The organism is Agrobacterium sp. fls2-241-TYG-188a (assembly GCF_030209845.1).
On sequence record NZ_JARVRD010000003.1, the window covers coordinates 604,220 to 628,437 of the forward strand.

Sequence of the window (24,218 nt, forward strand, 5' to 3'; positions counted from 1 at the left end):
TTTACACCTTGACCAGATCCAGATGCAGGACGCGCGGCGACAGCGTCTGGAGAATGATGTCTGAACGGCCGATATAGACGATTGCGGTATCGGTCATGCCCGCCAGAACGGCGGCCAGCCTCTCGGCTGTCTCGGTCTCCAGTCCTTCGAGAAGATCGTCGATGAAAAGCCAGCGCGGCTTGAGCAGGATTGCGTTTGCGACCCGGACACAGGCCTGCTCCTCGGAATCAAATTTCTTGTCCCAGCGGATATTGTCATCCATGCGCGGAATGATGTGTCCCAGGCCGCATTTCTCCATCGCTGCCAGAAAATCCTCTTCCTTGAATTTCTGCGGGCTGCGCGGATAGCAGAGGATTTCACGCAAGGGCGCCGCGGGAAGATAGCCATGCTGGGCAACGAACAAGGTTTCCTCGCGTGGCGGCACGGTGATGGTACCCCTTCCCCACGGCCACAGACCTGCAATCGCGGCAAAGAACAGCCTGCGGTTTACGCCCTGGTCGCCATTGACGATGACCCGGTCGCCGAGATTGATCTCGACCGGTGCCTCGCGCAGCTGGAAAACACGTGAAAGATCCTGGCCGCCGGCATCGGGGCAGATTTCCACCGACGTCAACCTGACCGGCCCGGATGGCGACTTCTCGACATCGATGACATTGCCATGCCGCTCGATGCTGTCCATCTGGATCAGCGCGTTGCGGAAGGTCGAGACGCGCTGCAATGTTGCCTTCCAGCTGGCAATGGGTCCGAAATTGTCGATATACCAGCGCAGCGCGACATTGACCTGGTTGAAGGCGCCGACAGCCATCATCAGGCCGCCGAAACTGAGGCTTCCGGAGAAATAGACCGGTGCGGCGATGAGGATTGGTGCAACGATGGCAAGCCAGCCATAGCCGGATGAAACCCACGTCAGATGGGTCAACGCCATGGCAAGGCCGCGAATAACGCGCAGCACCGCATTGATGTCTTCACCGATGCGGTGACGCTCGTTCTTTTCACCCCGCGCAAGCGTGATGGCCGTCAGGTTTTCACTAGCCCGCATCAGCGAGAAACGCAGTTCCGCTTCCTTGGAATAGCGCTCCGCATTCAGCGGCACCAGCCGGTAGCCAACGATGTTGCTGAGGAAGGATGCGGAACCCGCATAGATCAGCGCGGCCCAGACCATGTAGCCGGGTATGGCGACCATGCTGCCATTGATCTCGATGGCAAAGCCCGCAGACAGGCCCCACAGCACGCCGATGAAGCTGACAAGCAGGATCGTCGCATTGACGAGACCGATGGCAAGGGCCGTGCTGCTTTCGGCAAGATTGCGCACATCGTCATGCAGGCGCTGGTCTGGATTGACGGCAATGGCGCCGAAGCCCGAAAGCCTTGCGGCCCTTCCCGGCTTGAACCATTCGTCTACCATGTCCTTCGCCAGACCTTCGCGCATGTTCAGCGCCGTCATCTGGTTCAGCCACGTCTGGAAGACGTTGAGCAGCAGGAGCGAGCCGGCAATGATCGCGAAAACTTCGAGCTGGTGCAGGAACGCATCCAGATCGCGCCTTTCCAGCGCATTATAGAAAGGTGCATTCCACTGGTTCAGTTTGACCTGCCCATAGGCCGTTACCAGAATGATGGTCAGCAGGGCAATCATGAGCAGGATGAGCCTGTTGCGGACGGGAGATGTCCAGAAGGCGCTGCCCATCATTCCCAGTTGCGATCTGAACGTCAGATCGAAAGACGGGTAATTGCTCGCCTCTGTCGACAGATTACCTTGCGCCATCAGTACCTTGCCATTTCCTGCTATTGCCTAGTCCGGACCGTTGAGCAGACGATGTTGATTTGCACCCGCCAAGACAGCAATAGCATTCCATTGAAGCTTGTCTACCGGCGACACGAAACCCGCAAATTAGCAGCCGCTCGAATGATAGGGAGCATTGAAATGTTCCTTGCTTTCTTTGCGTGCATTGCACAAAGTCCCAGCAATCAAAGCGGAGCGAAACGATCCGCGCAAACCGGAATACCGGGCAAGGGAACGCATGTCGATCAAAGCAAGCATCTACCACCTGACCCATTACAAGTATGACAGGCCAATCCGGCTCGGACCGCAAATCATACGCCTGAAGCCTGCGCCTCATTCCCGCACCCATGTCATCAGCCATTCGCTGAAGGTGACGCCTGCAAATCATTTCGTGAACCTTCAGCAGGATCCCTACGGCAATTTTCTGGCGCGCTACGTCTTTCCCGACCCCGTCACGGAGTTGAGGATAGAGGTCGATCTCGTCGCCGACATGACGGTCTACAATCCCTTCGACTTCTTCGTGGAGGAAAGCGCCACCTACTGGCCTTTCGAATATCCCGAGACATTGAAGGCCGATCTTTCGATTTACCAGACGCCGGAGCCATCCGGCCCGCTGCTGACGGACTATCTGAAAACCATCGACTGGACATCCGGCCAGCCAACGGTCGACATGGTCGTTGGCCTCAACGCCCGCCTGCAGCGCGATATCGGCTATGTCATCCGCATGGAAACCGGTGTCCAGACACCCGAGGAAACGCTTGGCACCGCCAAGGGCTCCTGCCGCGACACAAGCTGGTTGCTGGTGCAGATCCTGCGCCATCTCGGCTTTGCGGCGCGTTTCGTCTCAGGCTATCTCATTCAGCTGACGCCTGATCTCAAGGCGCTGGATGGCCCATCGGGAACGGAAGTGGATTTCACCGATCTCCACGCCTGGGCAGAAGTCTATCTGCCCGGCGCCGGCTGGGTCGGGCTCGATCCAACCTCCGGGCTTCTGACGGGCGAAAGCCACGTACCCCTTGCCGCAACGCCGCATTACAGCAATGCCGCGCCCATTTCCGGCGGTTACTATGGCGAGGCCAACACCGAATTTGCCTTCGACATGAAGGTTTCCCGCGTGGCCGAGCATCCGCGCATCACCAAGCCGTTTTCGGACGAAAGCTGGGATCGCCTGAATGCGCTGGGCGAACAGGTGGACAAGGTTCTGGCTGAGCAGGATGTGCGCCTGACGATGGGCGGCGAGCCGACATTCGTTTCCATCGATGATTTCGAATCCGGCGAATGGAATACCGATGCCGTCGGCCCCACCAAGCGCGAAAAGGCCGATGTGCTGATCCGCAAGCTGCGGGAACGTTTCGCGCCCAACGGCTTCCTGCATTACGGACAGGGCAAGTGGTATCCCGGCGAAAGCCTGCCGCGCTGGACGTTTTCGCTCTATTGGCGAAAAGACGGGCAGCCGGTCTGGCACAATCCGGATCTGGTGGCGCGCGAAGGTGTCGATACCGGCGTCACCGCCGAAGACGCCGAAAAGCTGCTGACCAACATCGCATCCAACATCGGCATTGCGCCGGAACTGGTGCTGCCGGCTTATGAAGATCCGGCTGAGTGGCTGATCAAGGAAGGCAATCTGCCCGAGAATGTCGATCCCTCGAACTCCAAGCTGAAAGACCCGGAAGAGCGCAACCGCATCGCCCGCGTCTTCGAGCGTGGCCTGACCACGCCCACGGGCTATATTCTGCCGGTACAGGCATGGAATGCCAAGGCGACCTCGTCCAGACGCTGGATGAGTGAGAAGTGGAAGACCCGGCGTGGCCGCATCTTCCTCGTCCCCGGCGACAGCCCGGTTGGCTACCGCATTCCGCTCGGCACCCTGCCCTATGTTCCGCCGTCAAAATTTCCCTATATCCACCCCGCCGATCCCTCGGTGCCGCGTGGACCATTGCCCGATGCCACGCCGCCGTCCGCACGCGCCCTGCCGGAAGCCTCGTTTCAGGCGTCCGACAGCGCATCACAGGAGCGCATCGAGCAGTCGATCAGCGATATCCACGGCGAAGTGCGTACCGCCATGTCAGTGGAGGCGCGTGATGGGCGCCTTTGCGTCTTCATGCCGCCTGTGGAGCGTATCGAGGATTATCTCGATCTCGTCGGCGCCGCAGAAGCCGCCGCCACGGATCTTAACCTTCCCGTCCATATCGAGGGCTATACGCCCCCACATGACGAGCGGATGAATGTCATCCGCGTCGCGCCCGATCCCGGCGTTATCGAGGTCAACATTCATCCGGCTGCCAGCTGGAAGGACTGTGTCGATATCACCACCGCCGTCTATGAGGATGCGCGCCAGACCCGGTTGGGTGCGGACAAGTTCATGATCGATGGTCGCCACACCGGCACCGGCGGCGGCAATCACGTGGTCGTCGGCGGCGCCAATCCAGCAGACAGCCCCTTCCTGCGCAGGCCGGACCTGCTCAAGAGCCTGGTTCTACACTGGCAGCGCCACCCGTCACTGTCCTACCTCTTCTCAGGCCTCTTCATCGGTCCGACAAGCCAGGCACCGCGCATCGATGAAGCCCGTCATGACAGCATGTACGAGCTGGAAATCGCCATGGCCCAGGTGCCGATGCCCGGACAGGGCACACCGCCTTTGCCGTGGCTGGTGGACCGCCTGTTCCGCAACCTGCTGACGGACGTGACCGGCAATACGCACCGGTCCGAAATCTGCATCGACAAGCTGTTTTCGCCCGATGGCCCGACGGGCCGCCTTGGCCTTGTCGAGTTCCGTGGCTTTGAAATGCCGCCGAATGCGCGCATGTCGCTCGCCCAGCAATTGCTGGTCCGCGCTATCATCGCCCGCTTCTGGAAGAACCCCGTTGGCGGCAAATTCGTGCGCTGGGGCACCGCGCTGGCCGACCGGTTCATGCTGCCGCATTACATCTGGGCAGACTTCCTCGATGTTCTCGCGGACCTCAAGGACAACGGCTTTGATGTGAAACCGGAATGGTTTGCCGCACAGCTGGAATTCCGCTTCCCCTTCTTCGGAGAGGTCGAATATGAAGGCTCCAAGCTGGAGCTTCGCCAGGCACTGGAGCCGTGGCATGTCATGGGCGAACAGGGTGCCATCGGCGGCACCGTGCGTTATGTGGATTCCTCGGTTGAGCGTTTGCAGGTGCGGCTGGAAACGTCCAATCCGTCCCGCTACACGGTGGCCTGCAACGGGCGGGCCGTGCCGATGAAGCAGACGGATGATTCAGGCGTCTCGGTGGCCGGTGTCCGCTTCAAGGCATGGCAGCCCGCGCAGGGGCTACATCCGGCATTGCCGGTCAACACTCCGTTGACCTTCGACATTTATGATACATGGTCGAGCCGATCGATCGGCGGATGCATCTATCATGTTGCTCATCCCGGCGGTCGCACCTATGAGACTTTCCCCGTCAATGGCAACGAAGCGGAAGCAAGGCGGCTTGCGCGTTTCGAACCCTGGGGGCATACGGCCGGTCACTATGCTTTGTGGCCGGAGGCTGCGTCCCCGGAATTCCCGCTGACGCTAGATTTGAGACGCCCGCAGGGAGTGTGACTTGGCAAAGGCACCGGCAATGGAACGGACAGGCGAAGAAACCGGCATGGCTTCCATGCTGGGCTATCGTGCCATGCCCGGCATTGCCGATGAGATGCTGGATATCCATGGCCGCATCCGGCCCGTCTGGCAGCCTTTCGTCAATGCGCTTGGCCGCATGGAAGACCGGGAACTGCACGAGCGTTTTTCGCGCACCGACCGCTACCTGCGCGATGCCGGCGTTTTCTACCGCGATTACAGCGCGCATGGAAATACCGAGAGAAACTGGCCGATATCCCATATTCCCGTCCTGATCGACGAGAAGGAATGGGAGGCGGTCTCGAAAGGCCTCGTCCAGCGCGCCAATCTGCTGGAACGCATCGTCGCGGATTTCTACGGTGAAAACCAGCTCGTCCAGCAGGGCTTCGTGCCCCCGTCGCTTCTGGCATCCAACCCGGAATATCTGCGCCCTCTGGTGGGCGTGAAGCCCGCAGACGGCCACTACCTGCATTTCTGCTCCTTCGAGATCGGTCGCGGTCCCGACGGCAACTGGTGGGTGCTGGCGGATCGCACCCAGGCACCGTCAGGCGCGGGCTTTGCGCTGGAAAACCGGGTGGCCACCACCCGCGCCTTTTCCGATATCTATGCCGAGGCGCATGTGCATCGGCTGGCTTCCTTCTTCGGAAGCTTCCGCGATACGTTGCAGGCGCGCAGGCAGAACCCGGATGACCGGATTGCCGTGCTGACGCCCGGCCCTGCCAGCGAAACCTATTTCGAGCACGCCTATATTGCCCGCTATCTCGGCTTCATGCTGCTGGAAGGCGAAGACCTGACCGTCGTCAACAACCGCGTCATGGTGCGCACCGTGGCGGGGCTGAAACCCATCGGCGTCCTGTGGCGGCGGCTGGATGCGTCCTATACCGATCCGCTTGAGCTGGACCAGAACTCCCATATCGGCACGCCCGGCATGGTGCAGGCCCTGCGCTCCGGCTCGCTCAGCATCGTCAATGCGCTTGGTTCCGGCATTCTGGAAACCCGCGCACTTCTGGCATTCCTGCCTGCCATCTGCCGCCAGCTTCTGGGCGAGGATCTGGCCATGCCCTCCATCGCGACCTGGTGGTGCGGACAGCCGACGGAGCGCGAGCACGTGGCGCGCAACATCGAGCGCATGGTCATCGGCCCCGCCTATTCCCGCCTGCCCTTCTTCGATGACAATGGTCAGTCTGTCCTTGGCTCGACGCTGCTTGAAACCGCAAAGGATTCGATTGGCGACTGGCTGGCAAGCGACGGCCACAAGCTGGTCGGGCAGGAAGTCGTCACGCTGTCCACCACCCCCGCCTATGTCGATGGCAAGCTGGTACCGCGCCCCATGAGCCTTCGCGTCTTTGCGGCCCGCACGCAGGATGGCTGGCAGGTCATGCCCGGCGGCTTTGCCCGTATCGGCCGCAGCAACGACACGGCCGCCATTGCCATGCAGACGGGCGGCAGCGCCGCCGATGTCTGGATCGTATCGGACAAGCCCGTGGAGCGGACGAGCCTTCTGCCTGCGGAGGAGAACTTCACCCGTAACATGCCGGGCAGCCTGCCCAGCCGCGCAGCCGACAATCTGTTCTGGCTCGGTCGCTATATCGAGCGCGCCGAAGGGGCGCTCCGCATTCTGCGCGCATGGCATTCGCGCTATGCCGAATCGGCCGACCCGAAACAGCCGCTTCTCGCCCACGTCACCGAATATCTCGAAACACTCGATGTCGACGTCAAGGAAGCCGTACCCTCAAGCCTGATTGCCAATCTCAACAGCGCGATCTATTCCGCCAGCAATATCAGAGACCGGTTCTCGCCGGATGGCTGGCTGGCGCTGAATGATCTGGCAAAGACCGCCCGCCGCTTCCAGAGCAAGGTCGCAGCCGGTGACGACGCAACCCATGCCATGACGGTGCTGTTGCGCAAGCTGGCAGGCTTTGCCGGTCTGGTCCATGAAAACATGTATCGCTTTACCGGATGGCGCTTCCTGTCCATCGGTCGCTACCTGGAACGTGGCCTGCATCTCACACGGCTTTTAGGCCATATGAGCGGGCCTGACGCGCCGGATGGGTCCTATGACATGCTGCTGGAAATCGGCGACAGCGTCATGACTCACCGCCGCCGCTACAACGTCAACACGGCAGCACTGACGGTGATGGACCTGCTGGGCCTTGATCCGCTCAACCCCCGCTCCATCCTGTTCCAGCTCAATGAAATCCGCACGGAGGTAGAGCAATTGCCCAATGCCTTCGTCAACGGCCAGATGTCGAGCTTCTATCGCGAGGTCATGCGTGTCCATTCCGGCCTCGCCGTGATGACGCCGGAAAACCTGTCGCCTGCCGTCTTCCGGCAGCTGGAGCAGGATCTGGAGCATCTCTCGGACCTTCTTGCCCAGACATATCTCGGATAGACCATGCTCTACGACCTATCGCTGCACATGGGTTATCTTTACGATACGCTGGCATCCGGTGCCCGCCACGTCATCCGCGTCATGCCATTGTCCGTTCCCGGCAGGCAGCGGCTGATTGCGGGCAGCCTGACCGTCACGCCCTCACCGGATGAGCGGGTGGTCTTCGATGATTTCTTTCGTCAAAGCGCCACGTCCGTGCTGCTGCGCGCACCCCACGACAAGCTGGACATTCGCATGCAGGCGCGTGTTTCGGTCGAAACACCATCGCTGACCGCCGACTTTTCCCCTGAGCTTGGCCGACTGGCCGCGGAACTGGCCAGCGTCTGGTCCCTTGACCCGCAATCGCCGCATCATCTTGCGGGCGCAAGCCCCCGTATCGGCGATAACGCCGCGATTGCCGCCTATGCGCGGGAAACCGTCAAGGCTGGAATGACCATCCGTGAAATCGCGATGGCCATGTGCCGACGCATCCATACCGACTTCACCTATGACAGCGAGGCAACCACTGTTGACACCACGCCTGCGGAAGCCTTCAAGCTGAAACGCGGCGTATGCCAGGATTTCTCGCATATCATGATTTGTGCCCTGCGCAGCCTGGGCATTCCAGCCGGATATGTCAGCGGCTTCCTGCGTACCATTCCCCCCGCCGGAAAAGAACGCCTTGAAGGTGCAGACGCCATGCACGCCTGGGTGCGCGTCTGGTGCGGCGAGGCGGAAGGCTACATCGAACTCGATCCGACCAATGACATTGTCGCGGGCTGCGACCACATCGTCGTCGGTTACGGACGCGACTATTCCGATGTCGCGCCCGTCATCGGTGTCCTCAAAAGCTACGGAAACCAGCAGACGACCCAGGCGGTCGATGTTATCCCGGTCAGGGCGTGATGCCCCAAAACCAGACAGGCACGTGCCAGGACGATGCAACCTTTCATAAAAGTCGCAACCATTTGTTTCAATTTTAGAATTCACTAAATATTTGCCTTCCGAGTTAGCGAATCCTACATCCGCTCGGCGCTACACCCTTGGCCAGCTATGAACTCCAAAGAGTGTGGACATGATGTTCGAACGGTTTGACACCATGAGATGCCTGCGCAGGCTGCTTGCCGACAGGCAAGGCAATTTCGCTATGATTACCGCTCTGGCTCTTCCCATGTTGATGGGAGCGGCGGGAGTCGGCCTTGAATTTACCCGCGCAATGCAGGTGAAATCCGACCTGCAAAACGCAGCCGACGCCGCTACCTTGAGCGCGGCGACCCAGTTTCGTGAATCCGAAGGCAAGAAGAGCGACGAAGAGCTGAAGGCGCAGGTGGCGCAAATCATGATGGGGCAAAGCGTCACCAAGGAATTGTCTGAGGCGGAAGCAAAGATCCTCGAAAACAGCATCAACAGTGTCACAAGCCGAAACGAGACAACCAAAGGAACAAATTTCAAGATTTCGACGACCGTCAATTATCGGCTGCCGCTCAATCCGCTTCTTGGGCTTGTCGGGGCCACCTCGCTGACGCTCAGCGCCACCAGCACAGCGGAAAGCAGCTTCAACAACGGCGCGCCGCTATCGCTTTATCTTGTGCTGGATCATTCAGGCTCGATGGCGTTCAAGACAGACAGCATCGACAGCCGCAAAAGCACTTGCTCCAACTATGACGAGGCAAGTTGGCCAAAGCCGATGAGGAGCAACCGTCCATGCTACATCGACAAGATGACCTCGCTGAAGACGGCTGTCAGCTTCCTGCTCGATACGCTCAACAAGTCGGACCCCACCGCCAAGTCGAATGGCAATCCGGCTTCGCAACTGGTGAGAACGAGTGCTGTCGCCTATAATGACAAGGCTTCACCGACGCAGGGCCTGGACTGGGGCACGAAGCGGGCCAGCGGCTATGTGAATGCGCTTTCGGCAACGGGTGGAACGGACGCCACCGGTGCGTTGAATGCCGCCTTCAATGCCTTGAAATCCACCAACGCAAGCGAGATTGAAGCCCACAAGCAGGCCGGAAACAAGTCGTTCCAGCGGATCATCGTATTGATGACGGATGGCGAAATGACCGGCAACAGCGCAAGCTGGTCCTATCCCGTCGACAACGCCGTGCGCACCACCTGCGCCCAGGCCAAGGCGGACGACATAAAGATCTTCACGGTCGCCTTCATGGCACCGGACCGTGGCAAATCGCTTCTGCAGGCCTGCGCCACCAGCGCCGAAAACTACTACGCGCCTGAGAACATGGAAGAGATTGTCGAGGCTTTCGGGGATATTGCGCGCAAAGCTTCCGGAAACGTCAGCCGCCTGACGAATTGATATCTGCAATATTGCGCATCGGACGCCGCAAGAGCCCTGCCACTCTTGCGGCTTTTCTTCGTCTGAACCTCGTGTTTGACGCGATTCAAACGGTATAATCATACCAGACCTCCTTAAATCGGTTGTTGCCAGAGGCTGTGAACGATGCATAAATCGCAACTGATGCTCTATGACGGATCGACAGAATCAGGCCCACTCCTCCCATCAAGGTACTGACCGACCAATGATCAACAAACTTGTTACCAACGACCTTCCCCGCCCCGCGCCCCGCAGTTCGGAACCGGACGTTCTTGCCAGCGAAATCATAGAACGACTGACCTACCGCATAGGCAAGGACGTCAAGGTCGCCAAGCCGCATGACTGGCTGACGGCCACCATTCTGGTCATCCGTGACCGTGTCATCGACAAGTGGATGGAATCCACCCGCAAGGCCTATCAGAATGATTCCAAGCGCGTTTACTACCTGTCGCTGGAATTCCTGATCGGCCGCCTGATGCGCGACGCCATTTCCAATCTCGGCCTCATGGCAGAGATCAAGGATGCGCTGACCTCGCTCGGTGTGGAATTCGACGTGATCGCCGGACTGGAGCCGGATGCAGCACTGGGCAATGGCGGCCTTGGCCGTCTGGCGGCCTGCTTCATGGAGTCCATGGCAACCGTCGATATTCCCGCCTATGGCTACGGCATCCGCTATGTGCATGGCCTCTTCCGCCAGCAGATGGCCGATGGCTGGCAGGTGGAACTGCCGGAAACATGGCTTGCGCACGGCAATCCGTGGGAGTTCGAGCGTCGCGAGAGCTCCTATGAAATCGGCTTCGGCGGCAGCGTCGAGATCGTCGGCGGATATGAGGAGCCACAGCGCTTCGTCTGGAAACCGGCAGAGCGCATGATTGCCACCGCCTATGATACGCCGGTTGTCGGCTGGCGCGGAACCCGCGTCAACACGCTGCGTCTCTGGTCGGCCCAGCCCATCGACCCCATCCTTCTCGACGCCTTCAATGCCGGTGACCACATCGGCGCGCTGCGGGAAAGCAACAAGGCCGAGGCGCTGACACGCGTCCTCTATCCCGCCGACGCGAACCCAGCCGGTCAGGAGCTTCGCCTGCGGCAGGAATATTTCTTCTCGTCTGCCTCGCTTCAGGACATTCTGCGCCGTCACCTGCAGCAATATCCTGACTTCACCAATCTGGCGGAAAAAGTCTCCATCCAGCTCAACGATACCCATCCGGCAATTTCGATTGCGGAAATGATGCGCCTTCTGTGCGACATGCATGGGCTGGATTTCGAAGAGGCCTGGGCCATCACCCGCGGAACCTTCTCCTACACAAACCACACGCTTTTGCCGGAAGCGCTGGAAAGCTGGCCGGTGCCGTTGCTGGAACGACTTTTGCCGCGCCACATGCAGATCATTTATGCGATCAACGCCAACACGCTTCTTTTCGCCCGCAAGGAAAAGAAGATGGTCGATCAGCAGATCCGCTCGATCTCGCTCATCGAGGAAGCTGGGGAGCGTCGTGTCCGCATGGGCAACCTCGCCTTTATCGGCTCCCACTCCATCAACGGCGTGTCGGCGCTGCACACCGAACTGATGAAGGAGACGGTGTTTTCCGATCTCCACACGCTCTTTCCAGACCGCATCAACAACAAGACCAACGGCATTACGCCGCGCCGCTGGCTGATGCAGTGCAATCCAGGCCTTACCGACCTCATCCGCCAGTCCATCGGCGACGAATTTCTTGACGATGCGGAAAAGCTGATCGCTCTCGACCGTTTTGCCGACGACCAGGGCTTCCGGGACAAATTCGCGGAAATCAAGCGCCAGAACAAGGTTCGCCTGGCCAATACGGTGGCCCAGCGCATGGGCATCCGTGTCGATCCCTCCGCCATGTTCGACATACAGATCAAGCGGATACACGAATACAAGCGTCAACTGCTCAACCTGATCGAGGCCGTCGCGCTTTATGATCAAATTCGTTCCCGCCCGGAACTGGATTGGGTGCCGCGCGTTAAGTTCTTCGCTGGCAAGGCAGCACCGAGTTATCACAACGCAAAGCTCATCATAAAGCTCGCAAACGATATCGCGCGTGTCATCAATAACGATCCGGCGGTGCGCGGGCTTCTGAAAGTGGTATTCATTCCGAATTATAACGTGTCCCTTGCCGAGATCATGGTTCCGGCGGCTGACCTGTCGGAGCAGATTTCGACGGCTGGCATGGAAGCATCCGGGACAGGCAACATGAAGTTTGGTCTGAATGGCGCGCTAACCATCGGCACGCTCGATGGTGCCAATGTCGAGATGCTCGAGCATGTCGGCAAGGAAAACATCGTGATTTTCGGCAAGACCGCAGATGAGGTCGCCCAAGCCCGCAGCGAAGGCCACAATCCCCGTGCCATCATCGAAAACTCTGCCGAACTGTCACAGGCAGTGTCCTCCATCGCATCCGGCGTCTTTTCGCCAGATGACCGATCCCGTTTTTCGGCACTGATGGACGGTATCTACAGCAATGACTGGTTCATGGTCGCAGCAGATTTCGACGCCTACGCGCAAGCCCAGCGTGACGTCGACGCCATGTGGAGCGACCCGAAGAGCTGGTACCAAAAAACAGTACACAATACGGCACGCATGGGCTGGTTCTCGTCCGACCGGACGATCCGGCAATATGCCACCGACATCTGGAGAGCTTGATGAAGAAACCGCTCAATTCTGCCGAAGAGAAAAAGACTGTTGCCATAAGCAAGGCTGAAATCGAGGCAATCAAGAGCGGTTTGCATTCCAACCCCTTTGCTGTGCTCGGCGTCCACCAGACGCCGGGCGGCTTTGTCGCGCGGTGCTTCATTCCCGGTGCCGAAGAGGTGACCGCCATGACGCTGGACGGCACTGTTGCCGGCGAACTGGTGCGCACCGACGAGGCAGGCTTCTTCGAAGGCCCCGTGGAGCTGTCAAAGCGCCAGCCGATCCGTTATCGCGCCCTGCGCGAGGATGCTGAATGGGCTGTGACCGATCCCTATAGCTTTGGTCCCGTGCTTGGGCCAATGGATGACTATTATGTTCGGGAAGGATCGCATCTGCGCCTTTTCGACAAGATGGGCGCCCATCCGCTGAAGCACGAAGGTGTCGAAGGTTTTCATTTCGCTGTATGGGCACCCAATGCACGGCGCGTCTCGGTCGTTGGCGATTTCAACAACTGGGATGGCCGCCGCCATGTCATGCGGTTCCGTAAGGACACCGGCATCTGGGAAATCTTTGCGCCGGATGTCTATTCCGGCTGCAGCTACAAATTCGAGATCATCGGCCCGCATGGCGAATTGTTGCCGCTAAAGGCCGACCCCTATGCACGTCGGGCAGAGCTTCGCCCGAAGAATGCATCGGTCACGACGCCGGAACTGGTCCAGGAATGGAGCGACGAAGCGCACCGCAAGCATTGGGCCAGCATCGATCAGCGCCGCCAGCCGATCACGATCTACGAAGTCCATGCATCCTCCTGGCAGTATGGCGAAGATGGCTCGTTTCTGACATGGGACGAACTGGCCGCACGGCTCATCCCCTACTGCACGGATATGGGCTTTACGCATATCGAGTTCATGCCGATATCGGAGCATCCCTACGATCCCTCCTGGGGCTACCAGACAACCGGTCTCTATGCACCGACCGCCCGCTTTGGCGAACCGGAAGGTTTTGCGCGCTTCGTCAATGGCGCACACAAGGTGGGCATCGGCGTCATCCTTGACTGGGTACCGGCGCATTTTCCCGTCGATGAGCACGGTCTGAAGTGGTTCGATGGCACTGCGCTCTACGAACATGCCGACCCGCGTCAGGGCTTCCATCCGGACTGGAACACTGCGATCTATAATTTCGGTCGCGTCGAGGTCATGTCCTATCTCGTCAACAACGCGCTCTACTGGGCCGAGAAATTCCATCTCGATGGCCTGCGCGTCGATGCCGTCGCCTCGATGCTCTATCTGGATTATTCGCGCAAGGAAGGCGAATGGGTCCCCAATGAATATGGCGGTCGGGAAAACCTCGAATCCGTGCGCTTCCTGCAGCAGATGAACACGCTGATCTATGGCGCCCATCCCGGCGTCATGACCATTGCCGAGGAATCGACCTCCTGGCCAAAGGTGTCGCAGCCGGTGCATGAGGGCGGGCTTGGCTTCGGCTTCAAGTGGAACATGGGCTTCATGCACGATACGCTGAGCTATTTCCAGCGCGAACCTGTGCACCGCAAATACCACCATCAGGAACTCAGCTTCGGCCTGCTTTACGCCTTCAGCGAAAACTTCGTTCTGCCCATTTCCCATGACGAGGTGGTGCACGGCAAAGGCTCGATGATTGCCAAGATGCCGGGCGACGATTGGCAGAAATTTGCCAATCTGCGCGCCTATTATGCCCTGATGTGGGGTTATCCCGGCAAGAAACTGCTGTTCATGGGCCAGGAATTTGCCCAGTGGAGCGAGTGGAACGAAAAGACATCGCTGGACTGGAACCTGCTGCAATATCATATGCATGAGGGAATGCGCCGCCTCGTGCGCGATCTCAACTTCATGTATCGCTCCAAGGGTGCGCTCCATGCCCGCGATTGTGAGCCGGAAGGCTTCCAGTGGCTCTCGGCGGATGATCACGAGAACTCCGTCTTTGCGTGGCTTCGTCTTGCACCGGGCGAAAAGCCGGTTGCCGTCATCTGTAATCTGACGCCGGTCTATCGGGAGAATTTCTACGTGCCACTGCCGACAGCCGGTCGCTGGCGCGAAGTGTTGAACACGGATGCCGAGATCTACGGCGGCAGCGGCAAGGGCAATGGCGGCCGCGTGCAGGCGGTGGATGCAGGCGGCACGATTGGAGCCACGCTGACACTGCCGCCGTTGGCCGTGATCATGCTGGAGCCGGAGAATTAAGCAATGTCCGCCGGACTAAGCTTCGAATTAAGGGACCTAAGACTTTTTATGGGAGGACTGCAATGAGTGAGAAAAGAATTCAGCCACTGGCGCGCGATGCGATGGCCTACGTGCTTGCCGGCGGCCGTGGCAGCCGCCTCAAGGAACTGACGGATCGTCGTGCAAAGCCAGCGGTCTATTTCGGCGGCAAGGCACGCATCATCGACTTTGCGCTGTCGAACGCCCTGAATTCCGGTATTCGCCGCATTGGTGTCGCCACGCAATACAAGGCCCATTCGCTCATTCGCCACCTTCAGCGCGGCTGGGACTTCTTCCGCCCGGAACGTAACGAGAGCTTCGACATTCTGCCCGCCTCCCAGCGCGTGTCGGAAACGCAGTGGTACGAAGGCACGGCTGACGCCGTCTATCAGAACATCGATATCATCGAGTCGCATGGCCCTGAATACATGGTCATTCTGGCGGGCGATCACATCTACAAGATGGACTACGAATACATGCTCCAGCAGCATGTGGACAGCGGTGCGGATGTGACCATCGGCTGCCTGGAAGTTCCACGCATGGAAGCCACCGGCTTCGGCGTCATGCATGTGAACGAGAAGGACGAGATCATCAACTTCATCGAGAAGCCCGCTGACCCGCCAGGCATTCCCGGAAACGAGAATTACGCGCTGGCCTCGATGGGCATCTACGTCTTCCACACGAAGTTCCTGATGGACTGCCTGCGCCGCGATGCCAGCGATCCCAATTCCAGCCGCGACTTCGGCAAGGACATCATTCCGCATATCGTCCAGCACGGCAAAGCCGTCGCCCACCGCTTTGCAGCGTCCTGCGTGCGTTCGGACTTCGAGCACGAGCCCTATTGGCGCGATGTCGGAACCATCGATGCCTACTGGCAGGCCAATATCGACCTCACCGATATCGTCCCGGATCTCGATATCTACGACAAGTCGTGGCCCATCTGGACCTATGCGGAAATCCTGCCGCCTGCGAAGTTCGTCCATGACGATGACAAGCGTCGTGGCTCCGCGACCTCCTCGGTCGTCGCCGGTGACTGCATCATCTCGGGGTCGTCGCTCAACCGAAGCCTGCTGTTCACAGGGGTCCGGGCAAATTCATACTCGCGCCTTGAGAATGCCGTAGTGCTGCCGAGTGTAAAGATCGGGCGTCACGCCCAGCTCAGCAATGTGGTGATCGACCATGGTGTCGTGATCCCTGAGGGACTTGTCGTCGGAGAGGACCCGGAACTCGATGCAAAACGTTTCCGTCGCACGGACAAGGGCATTTGCCTGATAACCCAATCGATGATCGACAAGCTGGATCTATAGACCTCATGAATGTTCTTTCGGTTGCGTCCGAAATCTATCCACTCATCAAGACCGGGGGGCTCGCCGATGTTGCCGGCGCGCTGCCCATCACGCTCAAGACATTCGGCGTTACCACCCGCACGCTCATACCCGGTTATCCGGCCGTCAAATCCGTCGTTACGGATGCGGTCAAGATCGCGGAAATGAACCTTCTGGGTGAGCACGCCGATATTCTCGAGGCTCACCACGAGGGTCTGGATCTCCTGATCCTCGACGCGCCGAATTACTACGATCGTCCGGCCGGACCTTACCTCGATTCGACCGGCAAGGATTTCGACGACAACTGGAAGCGCTTTGCCGCGCTTTCGCTGGCGGCGGCGGAAATCGCCATCGGCAAGTTGCCGGGGTGGAAACCGGACCTGCTGCACGCCCATGACTGGCAGGCGGCCATGGCGCCGGTCTACATGCGCTATGCCGAAACACCCGAGATTCCAAGCATCCTGACCATCCACAACATTGCGTTCCAGGGGCAGTTTGGCGCCAATATTTTCAGCCAGCTCGGCCTTCCCGCCCATGCCTTCAGCACGGAAAGCATCGAATATTATAATGACGTCAGCTTCCTCAAGGGCGGCATCCAGACGTCGACGGCGATTACCACCGTCAGCCCCTCCTACGCCGAGGAAATCCTGACCCCGGAATTCGGCATGGGGCTGGATGGTGTCATCCGCAGTCGTGCCCATGTCATGCATGGCATCGTCAACGGCATCGATGCCGATGTCTGGAACCCGGCGACCGATCATCTGGTCAACCACAATTATTCGCAGGCCAATCTCAAGCTGCGTACGCTGAACAAGGCGGCTGTCGCCAGCCATTTCCGCATCGATCAGGACAACGGTCCCCTTTTCTGTGTCATCTCCCGCCTCACCTGGCAGAAAGGCATCGACCTCGTCAGCGAAGTCGTGGACGACATCGTGGCCATGGGTGGGCGCCTTGTGGTGCTCGGCGCGGGCGAAATCTCGCTTGAAGGCGCCTTGCTTGCCGCTGCCTCGCGCCATCCGGGCCGCGTCGGTGTAGCAATCGGCTACAACGAGCCGCTATCGCACCTCATGCAGGCGGGCTGCGATGCCATCATTATCCCCTCGCGCTTCGAGCCCTGCGGACTGACGCAGCTCTATGCGCTTCGTTACGGCTGCATTCCCGTCGTTGCCCGCAATGGCGGCCTCAACGATACCGTCATCGACGCCAACCATGCCGCAATGGCGGCAAAGGTGGCGACCGGTGTGCAGTTCTCATCCATCACCGCCGAGGGTCTGCGACACGCCATTCGCCGCACGGTTCGCTTTTACGCCGAGCCGAAACTGTGGACGCAGATGCAAAAGCAAGGCATGAAATCTGATGTTTCCTGGGAAAAGAGTGCCGGCCTTTACGCCGAGCTTTACGCCCAACTTATTTCGAAAGGCCAATAAATGACGATCAACACCGTCCAGACCACACCCTTCCAGGATCAGAAGCCGGGCACCTCGGGTCTTCGCAAGAAGGTGCCGGTTTTCGCTCAGGAAAATTACGCGGAAAACTTCATCCAGTCGATCTTCGACAGCCTGGAAGGCTTTGAGGGTCAGACTCTGGTGATCGGCGGCGACGGTCGCTATTACAACCGTGAAGTCATCCAGAAGGCCATCAAGATGGCCGCTGCCGCTGGCTTCGGCAAGGTCATGGTCGGTCAGGGCGGCATTCTGTCGACGCCTGCTGCTTCCAACATCATCCGGAAATACAAGGCATTCGGCGGTATCGTCCTGTCTGCAAGCCACAATCCGGGCGGCCCGAACGAAGATTTCGGCATCAAGTACAATATCGGCAATGGCGGTCCTGCACCGGAGAAGATCACCGATGCGATCTTTGCCCGCACCAAGACAATCGACAGCTACCGCATTTCGGATGCTGCCGATGTCGATCTGGATGCCATCGGCACTGCAAAGGTCGATGATATGGTGGTCGAGATTGTCGATCCCGTCGCCGATTATGCGACATTGATGGAAGAACTGTTCGATTTCCCCGCGATTCGCGCGCTGATCGCAGGCGGCTTCAAGGTCGTGGTCGACTCGATGAGCGCGGTCACCGGCCCTTATGCGGTCGAGATCATCGAAAAGCGCCTGGGCGCGCCTGCGGGCTCTGTGCGCAACTCGGTTCCCCTGCCTGATTTTGGCGGCCACCACCCGGACCCAAACCTTGTCCATGCCAAGGAAATGTATGACGATGTGATGAGCGCCGATGGCCCTGATTTCGGCGCGGCTTCCGACGGTGACGGCGACCGCAACATGGTCGTTGGAAAGGGCATGTTCGTCACGCCATCCGACAGCCTGGCCATCATTGCCGCCAATGCCACTCTGGCGCCGGGCTATGCATCCGGCATTGCGGGCATTGCCCGCTCCATGCCAACCAGTGCCGCCGCAGACCGCGTGGCCGAAAAGCTCGGCATCGGCATGTTTGAGACGCCGACCGGCTGGAAATTCTTCGGCAACCTGCTGGATGCCGGCAAGGTAACCATCTGCGGTGAAGAAAGCTTCGGCACCGGCTCCAACCACGTGCGCGAAAAGGATGGCCTCTGGGCCGTGCTGTTCTGGCTGAACATTGTGGCAAGCCGCAAGGAAAGCGTAAAGGATATCGTCACCAGGCATTGGGCCGAATATGGCCGCAATTACTATTCGCGCCACGACTACGAAGAGGTCGATAGCGATGCTGCCAACACGCTGGTGTCCATCCTGCGAGAAAAGCTGGCAACCCTGCCCGGCACCACCTACGGCGCGCTGAAAGTGAAGGCGGCAGACGACTTCGCCTATAACGACCCGGTCGACCAGTCCGTCAGCAAGAACCAGGGCATCCGCATCCTCTTCGAAGGCGGCTCTCGCATCGTCCTGCGCCTGTCCGGCACAGGCACGGCGGGCGCGACCCTGCGCCTTTACGTGGAACGCTACGAGAAGGACCCTTCGCGTCACAACATCGAAACACAGGAGGCACTGGCCGATCTGATTTCGGCAGCCGACGCGATTGCTGGCATCAAGAAGCACACGGGGCGCGATGCGCCAACCGTGATTACGTGATGCATTGAATTAAGGTCAGCGCAGTGGGTGGGCCTCCGTCCGCCTCTGCCCTGCCCTATGCTGTACCTCTCCTCCACAGGAAGAAGATCGGCAAGACGCCGCGACTGAGTTCATATTAAAGGGTGAAGCGGGGCAAAAGCTATCCACGATTTGAATCTCCCTTGCTCGCGGGGGTAGATGCCCGGCAGGGCACAGGGATAAGCCCCACCCAAAAACCATAAAGACGAACGGACACATCATGCCCCCCACCGTTTCCCCATCAGGCGCCGTTCCCACGGCAAACGGCACGGCATTTTCTGTCTATTCCCGCCACGCCTCGCAGATCGACCTCTGCCTTTTCGATGCCACCGGCAACATTGAGACTGCCCGCCTGCCCATGCAGCGCGATGAAAACGACATCCACGTCGTCACAACGGAGGCCCCCATCGGCACCCGCTACGGCTTTCGCGCTCATGGCGTCTACGCACCTGATCACGGCCTGTGGTTCGATCCGTCGAAACTCCTGCTCGACCCCTATGCCACGCAGATCGACCGACCTTTCACGCAGGAACCTGCCCTTTTTGCCTTCGGAGCGGAAACGGCGCATATCGTGCCGAAAGCCATCGTCTCGCAGTACCAGCCGGTCAAACGCCTTCCTCCGCTTTTTTCGTCAACCGGCCTGATCTATGAAGTCGCCGTAAGGCCTTTCACCATCCTGCACCCGGATGTTCCAGACAGCATCAAGGGAACGGTCGCAGCCCTCGCTCACCCCGCGATCATTGCGCATCTCAAAACCATTGGTGTCGATGCGATCGAGCTGATGCCCATCACCGCCTGGATCGATGAGCGCCATCTGCCCCCGCTCGGCCTTACCAATGGCTGGGGTTATAACCCCGTTGGCTTCATGGCGCTTGATCCGCGCCTGTGCCCCGGCGGTGTGGAAGAATTGCGCGATACGGTTGCCACACTGCGCGAAGCAGGCATCGGCATCATTCTCGATCTCGTGTTCAATCACACAGGCGAAAGCGACCGCTTCGGCACGACGCTCTCCCTGCGCGGGCTGGACAATCTCAGCTATTACCGCCACCTGCCGGATGACCCCGGAACGCTGGTCAATGATACCGGCACCGGTAATACCGTGGCCTGCGACCATCCGCAGGTTCGCCAACTGGTTATCGATACGTTGCGACACTTCGTGGCCCATGCGGGCGTAGATGGTTTCCGCTTCGATCTCGCCCCCATTCTCGCCCGCACGGCAGCGGGCTTTGACGCCGCCAGCGAAACCCTTGCCGCCATCCATGCCGACCCGTTGCTGCATGACCGCATCATGATCGCCGAACCCTGGGATATCGGCCCCGGCGGCTACCAACTCGGCAACTTCCCGGAAAACTTCCTCGAATGGAACGACCGTGCACGGGATGATCTGCGTCGCTACTGGCGCGGCGATGCCAGCACGACCGGCACACTGGCCGATGCACTGGCCGGTTCCTCCGCCATCTTTTCGCGCCACAACCGGACCGCCACCCGCAGCGTCAACTTTCTTGCCGCGCATGATGGCTTTACGCTGCATGATCTCGTCTCCCATGAGACCAAGCACAATGAAGCGAATGGCGAAGACAATCGCGACGGGCACAATGAGAACTATTCCTGGAACAACGGCCAGGAAGGCGAAACCGACGATGCCGCTATCCTTGCTGCGCGCATCGATGATGTGAAGGCGCTGCTTTCCACCCTGTTCGTGACGCGTGGCACCATCATGCTGACGGCGGGAGATGAGGGTGGCCGCAGCCAGCGGGGCAACAACAATGCCTATTGCCAGGACAATGACATTACGTTCGTGGATTGGGCGGGCCTTTCGGCTGACCTGATCGACCACACCGCATTTCTGTGTGCGCTGCGAAAGCGGTTCGACGTCTTCCAGGAAACCGCGTTCTTCTCTCCCCACACGAAGGATGTCGAGTGGCTGTCGCCGACGGGTCTGCCCATGACGCTGGAGGACTGGCAAAGACCGGAGGGAACGCCGCTTGCCATGGTGCTGAAAACCAATGACCGGGAAACCGGCGAGGACGTGCGTCTTGCCATTCTCTTTAACCGCACGCGCGAGGTCGTGCCCTTCCAGCTTCCAGGCGCGTGGCAGCCGCTGGGTACGGATTTCGGCAACCCCGCCTTCCTGCCCGCACGGTCAGTGGTTTTTTACCTTCAGACATGAATATTGCACTGCAAAAAGGCAATTGTTCTTTCATCAGAGGGATGTAAGCTTCACCCGCTGATACCAGCCTTCAACCACGTCGCGAGGAACCATGTCCAAGGAAATCTCTCTGGCCGAGGTCAAAGGTCTTGTCGGTACCGAAGTCGGAACATCGGACTGGATTACGGTCGATCAGGCCATGATCGATGCCTTTGCCAAGGCAACCCTGGATGACCAGTTCATCCACACAGATCCTGAGCGGGCGAAAGCCGAAAGCCCCTTTGGCGGCACCATCGCCCACGGCTTCCTCACGGTGTCGCTGCTGTCTGCGATGAATTACAGTGCCCTGCCCAAAATCCGCGAACAAACCATGGGCATCAATTACGGCTTCGAAAAGCTGCACTTCGTCACGCCGGTCAAAAGCGGTGCCCGCATTCGCGGTCATTTCACCCTGGCCGAGGCCCGCTTTCGCGGTGCAGCTATGCTGATGAACACCTATGACGTGACGGTGGAAATCGAAAACGAGAAAAAACCAGCGCTGACAGCCCGCTGGACCACCATCAGCCAGTTCAACCCGGAAGACCGACCGGAGGGTGATTGAACCGTAAGCCTGATATCAGGCAGGCGCGTAAGGTGATGTGGCTCCGCTGTCTCATGAAACGAACGGAGCCGTTTCTATCAGGCAGATTTCTGCTTCTTTCGCAGGGAAACGAACACCAACAGGCCGGCAATCAAGCCATAGAGCGCCCATTTCATCGGAAGAACATCTGCCGTTTCGCTGCGAATGGGCAGGACGGTAACGGTGCCAGGGCGCGACTCGACGCCAGGCTTGCCCTGCGCCTTCGCCTCGGCAATCTCCTGGGGCGAGACGACCCATTCTGCGCCTCTCGTCTTGTCATAGGCCATGAACCCGCCACCGACGACAACAGCAACGACGGCTGCAGCCAGGATGTTTTTCGTGTTCGACATGGTGATACTCCTGCTTATTCTGCGTCTGCAAATTGCAGACATCATTCTTTCATCGAGCGAGAGGGCTTCACTTTGCCCTTGCTCCTGATGCTGTGGCGCTTGCGGTGCATGATCTATCACTGCATGCGTCACAACAGGCGCTTGGCCCGCGCCAGCAATAAGCAGGTTAAGCCAGGAAAACCAGTCCACATTTAAATGATTGTTAATACAGCAAACTTGCGAGTACCGCCGCATGCCACTGTCGCGGGAACCTCTGCTTTTGCTCTGCGTTCAATACCACACGCTTGAGGGGGAACGTCCATGGCAACACCGGTAACGCAGCCGATTGATTCAGCAGAGCCGAAAACTGAACTTAAACGCGTAATCGGGCCGGGGCTTCTGCTCCTGTTCATCGTCGGTGATATTCTCGGGACCGGAATTTACGCGCTAACGGGTCAGGTGGCCGCAAAAGTCGGCGGTGTTGTCTGGCTTCCCTTCCTCATTGCTTTCGGCGTGGCGCTGCTCACCGCCTGCTCCTATCTGGAACTCGTCACCAAATACCCGAAGGCCGCAGGTGCTGCACTTTACACCCATAAGGCGTTCGGCGTGCACTTCATCACGTTTCTGGTCGCTTTCACCGTCATGTCGTCAGGCGTCACTTCTGCCGCCACGGCATCACGCGCTTTTGCCGCCAATTTCACGACAGTCACCGGCTTTGATTTTGGCGCCTTCGGCGTCACCGGGGTCGCCATCGCCTTCATCGCCGCCATCGGGCTCATCAATTTTCGCGGGGTGGGCGAAAGCGTGAAGATGAATGTGGTGCTCACCGTCGTTGAACTGACCGGTCTGCTCATCATCATCGGCATCGGTTTCTGGGCCATCGGCAACGGTCAGGGCGATGTCTCACGCGTCTGGACCTTCGAGCCTGCTGGCGATACCGGCGTCATGTGGTCAGTCGTTGCCGCCACCACGCTTGCCTTCTTCGCCATGGTCGGGTTCGAGGATTCGGTCAATATGGCCGAGGAGTGCAAGCAACCGGCCCGCATCTTCCCGAAGGTGCTGCTGGGCGGCCTCGCCATCACCGGCGTCATCTACATTCTCGTCGCCATCTCGGCCATCACGCTGGTTCCCGCAGCCGAGCTTGGCGAAGGCGAAACGCCCCTTCTGAAGGTGGTAGCCGCCGGTGCGCCCAACTTCCCCATCGGCATTTTCGGCATCATTACCATGTTTGCCGTCGCCAATTCCGCACTCATCAACATGATGATGGCCAGCCGTCTGATCTACGGCATGAGCCGCGAGAACGTGCTGCCGCCAGCACTCGGCAAGGTCCACAAGGCCCGCCAGACCCCCTATATCGCCATCGTCTTCACATCCATCATCGCCATTGGCCTCATCGCCTTTGCGGGCGGCGTGCCAGCACTGGGTGGCACCACGGCGCTGCTGCTGCTCGGTGTCTTCACCATCGTCAACATCGCGGTGCTGGTGCTGCGCAAGGACAAGGTGGCGCACAAGCATTTCCGCACCCCGACCATCGTCCCCATCATCGGCGCGGCCAGCTGCTTCTTCCTCGTGGGACCATGGACAGGCCGCGACCCGGTTCAGTACTCGATTGCCGGTGTGCTGCTCTTCATCGGAGTGCTGCTATGGCTTGCCACGATCAGCTTCATGAAGATGCAGCGTAAAGCAGTTTAAAGAACGCAAATACGCCGTGGGCATGGTTGCATTCCATACCCACGGTGATAAATCGGAATTCCGGC

General features: G+C 59.3%; 14 protein-coding genes. 12 read left to right on the forward strand and 2 right to left on the reverse strand.

The window, feature by feature from the left end; translation table 11 throughout:
- Position 1: 1 nt before the first annotated feature.
- Positions 2–1,762, reverse strand: a complete 1,761-nt coding sequence (locus QRN85_RS16860; protein ID WP_284759424.1) for an ABC transporter ATP-binding protein/permease — start codon at positions 1,760–1,762, stop codon at positions 2–4.
- A 256-nt stretch (positions 1,763–2,018) separates the two neighbouring features.
- Here QRN85_RS16860 and QRN85_RS16865 point away from each other — a divergent pair, with 256 nt between their 5' ends.
- The 11 genes from QRN85_RS16865 (at position 2,019) to QRN85_RS16915 (ending at position 22,114) form a co-directional block, all read left to right on the forward strand.
- Positions 2,019–5,348 carry a transglutaminase family protein gene (locus tag QRN85_RS16865; RefSeq protein ID WP_284759426.1) on the forward strand — a complete coding sequence of 1,110 codons (3,330 nt, stop codon included), beginning with the start codon at positions 2,019–2,021 and terminating at the stop codon, positions 5,346–5,348.
- 1 nt (position 5,349) lies between these two features.
- Positions 5,350–7,758: a circularly permuted type 2 ATP-grasp protein gene (locus QRN85_RS16870; protein WP_502870791.1), complete on the forward strand. Its 2,409-nt coding sequence runs from the start codon at positions 5,350–5,352 to the stop codon at positions 7,756–7,758.
- A 3-nt stretch (positions 7,759–7,761) separates the two neighbouring features.
- On the forward strand, positions 7,762–8,643 hold the full coding sequence (locus QRN85_RS16875) for a transglutaminase family protein (RefSeq protein ID WP_284759428.1): 882 nt from the start codon (positions 7,762–7,764) through the stop codon (positions 8,641–8,643).
- Between the two features lie 169 nt (positions 8,644–8,812).
- Positions 8,813–10,051: a vWA domain-containing protein gene (locus QRN85_RS16880; protein ID WP_284759429.1), complete on the forward strand. Its 1,239-nt coding sequence runs from the start codon at positions 8,813–8,815 to the stop codon at positions 10,049–10,051.
- A gap of 223 nt (positions 10,052–10,274) precedes the next feature.
- Positions 10,275–12,737 (forward strand): glycogen/starch/alpha-glucan phosphorylase, encoded by a 2,463-nt coding sequence (locus QRN85_RS16885; protein WP_112962854.1) that lies wholly within the window; start codon positions 10,275–10,277, stop codon positions 12,735–12,737.
- Complete coding sequence (gene glgB / locus QRN85_RS16890; protein ID WP_113093546.1) at positions 12,737–14,944, forward strand: 1,4-alpha-glucan branching protein GlgB; 2,208 nt, start codon at positions 12,737–12,739, stop codon at positions 14,942–14,944. The genes QRN85_RS16885 and glgB overlap by 1 nt, the downstream gene beginning before the upstream one ends.
- Positions 14,945–15,006: 62 nt before the next feature.
- Positions 15,007–16,269 carry a glucose-1-phosphate adenylyltransferase gene (glgC, locus tag QRN85_RS16895; protein ID WP_062584417.1) on the forward strand — a complete coding sequence of 421 codons (1,263 nt, stop codon included), beginning with the start codon at positions 15,007–15,009 and terminating at the stop codon, positions 16,267–16,269.
- A gap of 5 nt (positions 16,270–16,274) precedes the next feature.
- Positions 16,275–17,714, forward strand: a complete 1,440-nt coding sequence (gene glgA, locus QRN85_RS16900) for a glycogen synthase GlgA (RefSeq protein WP_062584416.1) — start codon at positions 16,275–16,277, stop codon at positions 17,712–17,714.
- On the forward strand, positions 17,715–19,346 hold the full coding sequence (locus tag QRN85_RS16905) for an alpha-D-glucose phosphate-specific phosphoglucomutase (protein WP_112962857.1): 1,632 nt from the start codon (positions 17,715–17,717) through the stop codon (positions 19,344–19,346).
- Positions 19,347–19,584: 238 nt separating this feature from the next.
- Positions 19,585–21,534 (forward strand): glycogen debranching protein GlgX, encoded by a 1,950-nt coding sequence (glgX, locus tag QRN85_RS16910; RefSeq protein ID WP_284759431.1) that lies wholly within the window; start codon positions 19,585–19,587, stop codon positions 21,532–21,534.
- Positions 21,535–21,625: 91 nt separating this feature from the next.
- Positions 21,626–22,114 carry a MaoC family dehydratase gene (locus QRN85_RS16915; protein WP_284759432.1) on the forward strand — a complete coding sequence of 163 codons (489 nt, stop codon included), beginning with the start codon at positions 21,626–21,628 and terminating at the stop codon, positions 22,112–22,114.
- A gap of 77 nt (positions 22,115–22,191) precedes the next feature.
- Here QRN85_RS16915 and QRN85_RS16920 read toward each other — a convergent pair whose 3' ends face one another.
- Complete coding sequence (locus QRN85_RS16920) at positions 22,192–22,482, reverse strand: hypothetical protein (RefSeq protein WP_062584412.1); 291 nt, start codon at positions 22,480–22,482, stop codon at positions 22,192–22,194.
- A gap of 300 nt (positions 22,483–22,782) precedes the next feature.
- On the opposite strand from QRN85_RS16920, the gene QRN85_RS16925 reads away from it, so the two are divergent.
- Positions 22,783–24,153: an APC family permease gene (locus QRN85_RS16925; RefSeq protein ID WP_062584411.1), complete on the forward strand. Its 1,371-nt coding sequence runs from the start codon at positions 22,783–22,785 to the stop codon at positions 24,151–24,153.
- Positions 24,154–24,218: the final 65 nt, after the last annotated feature.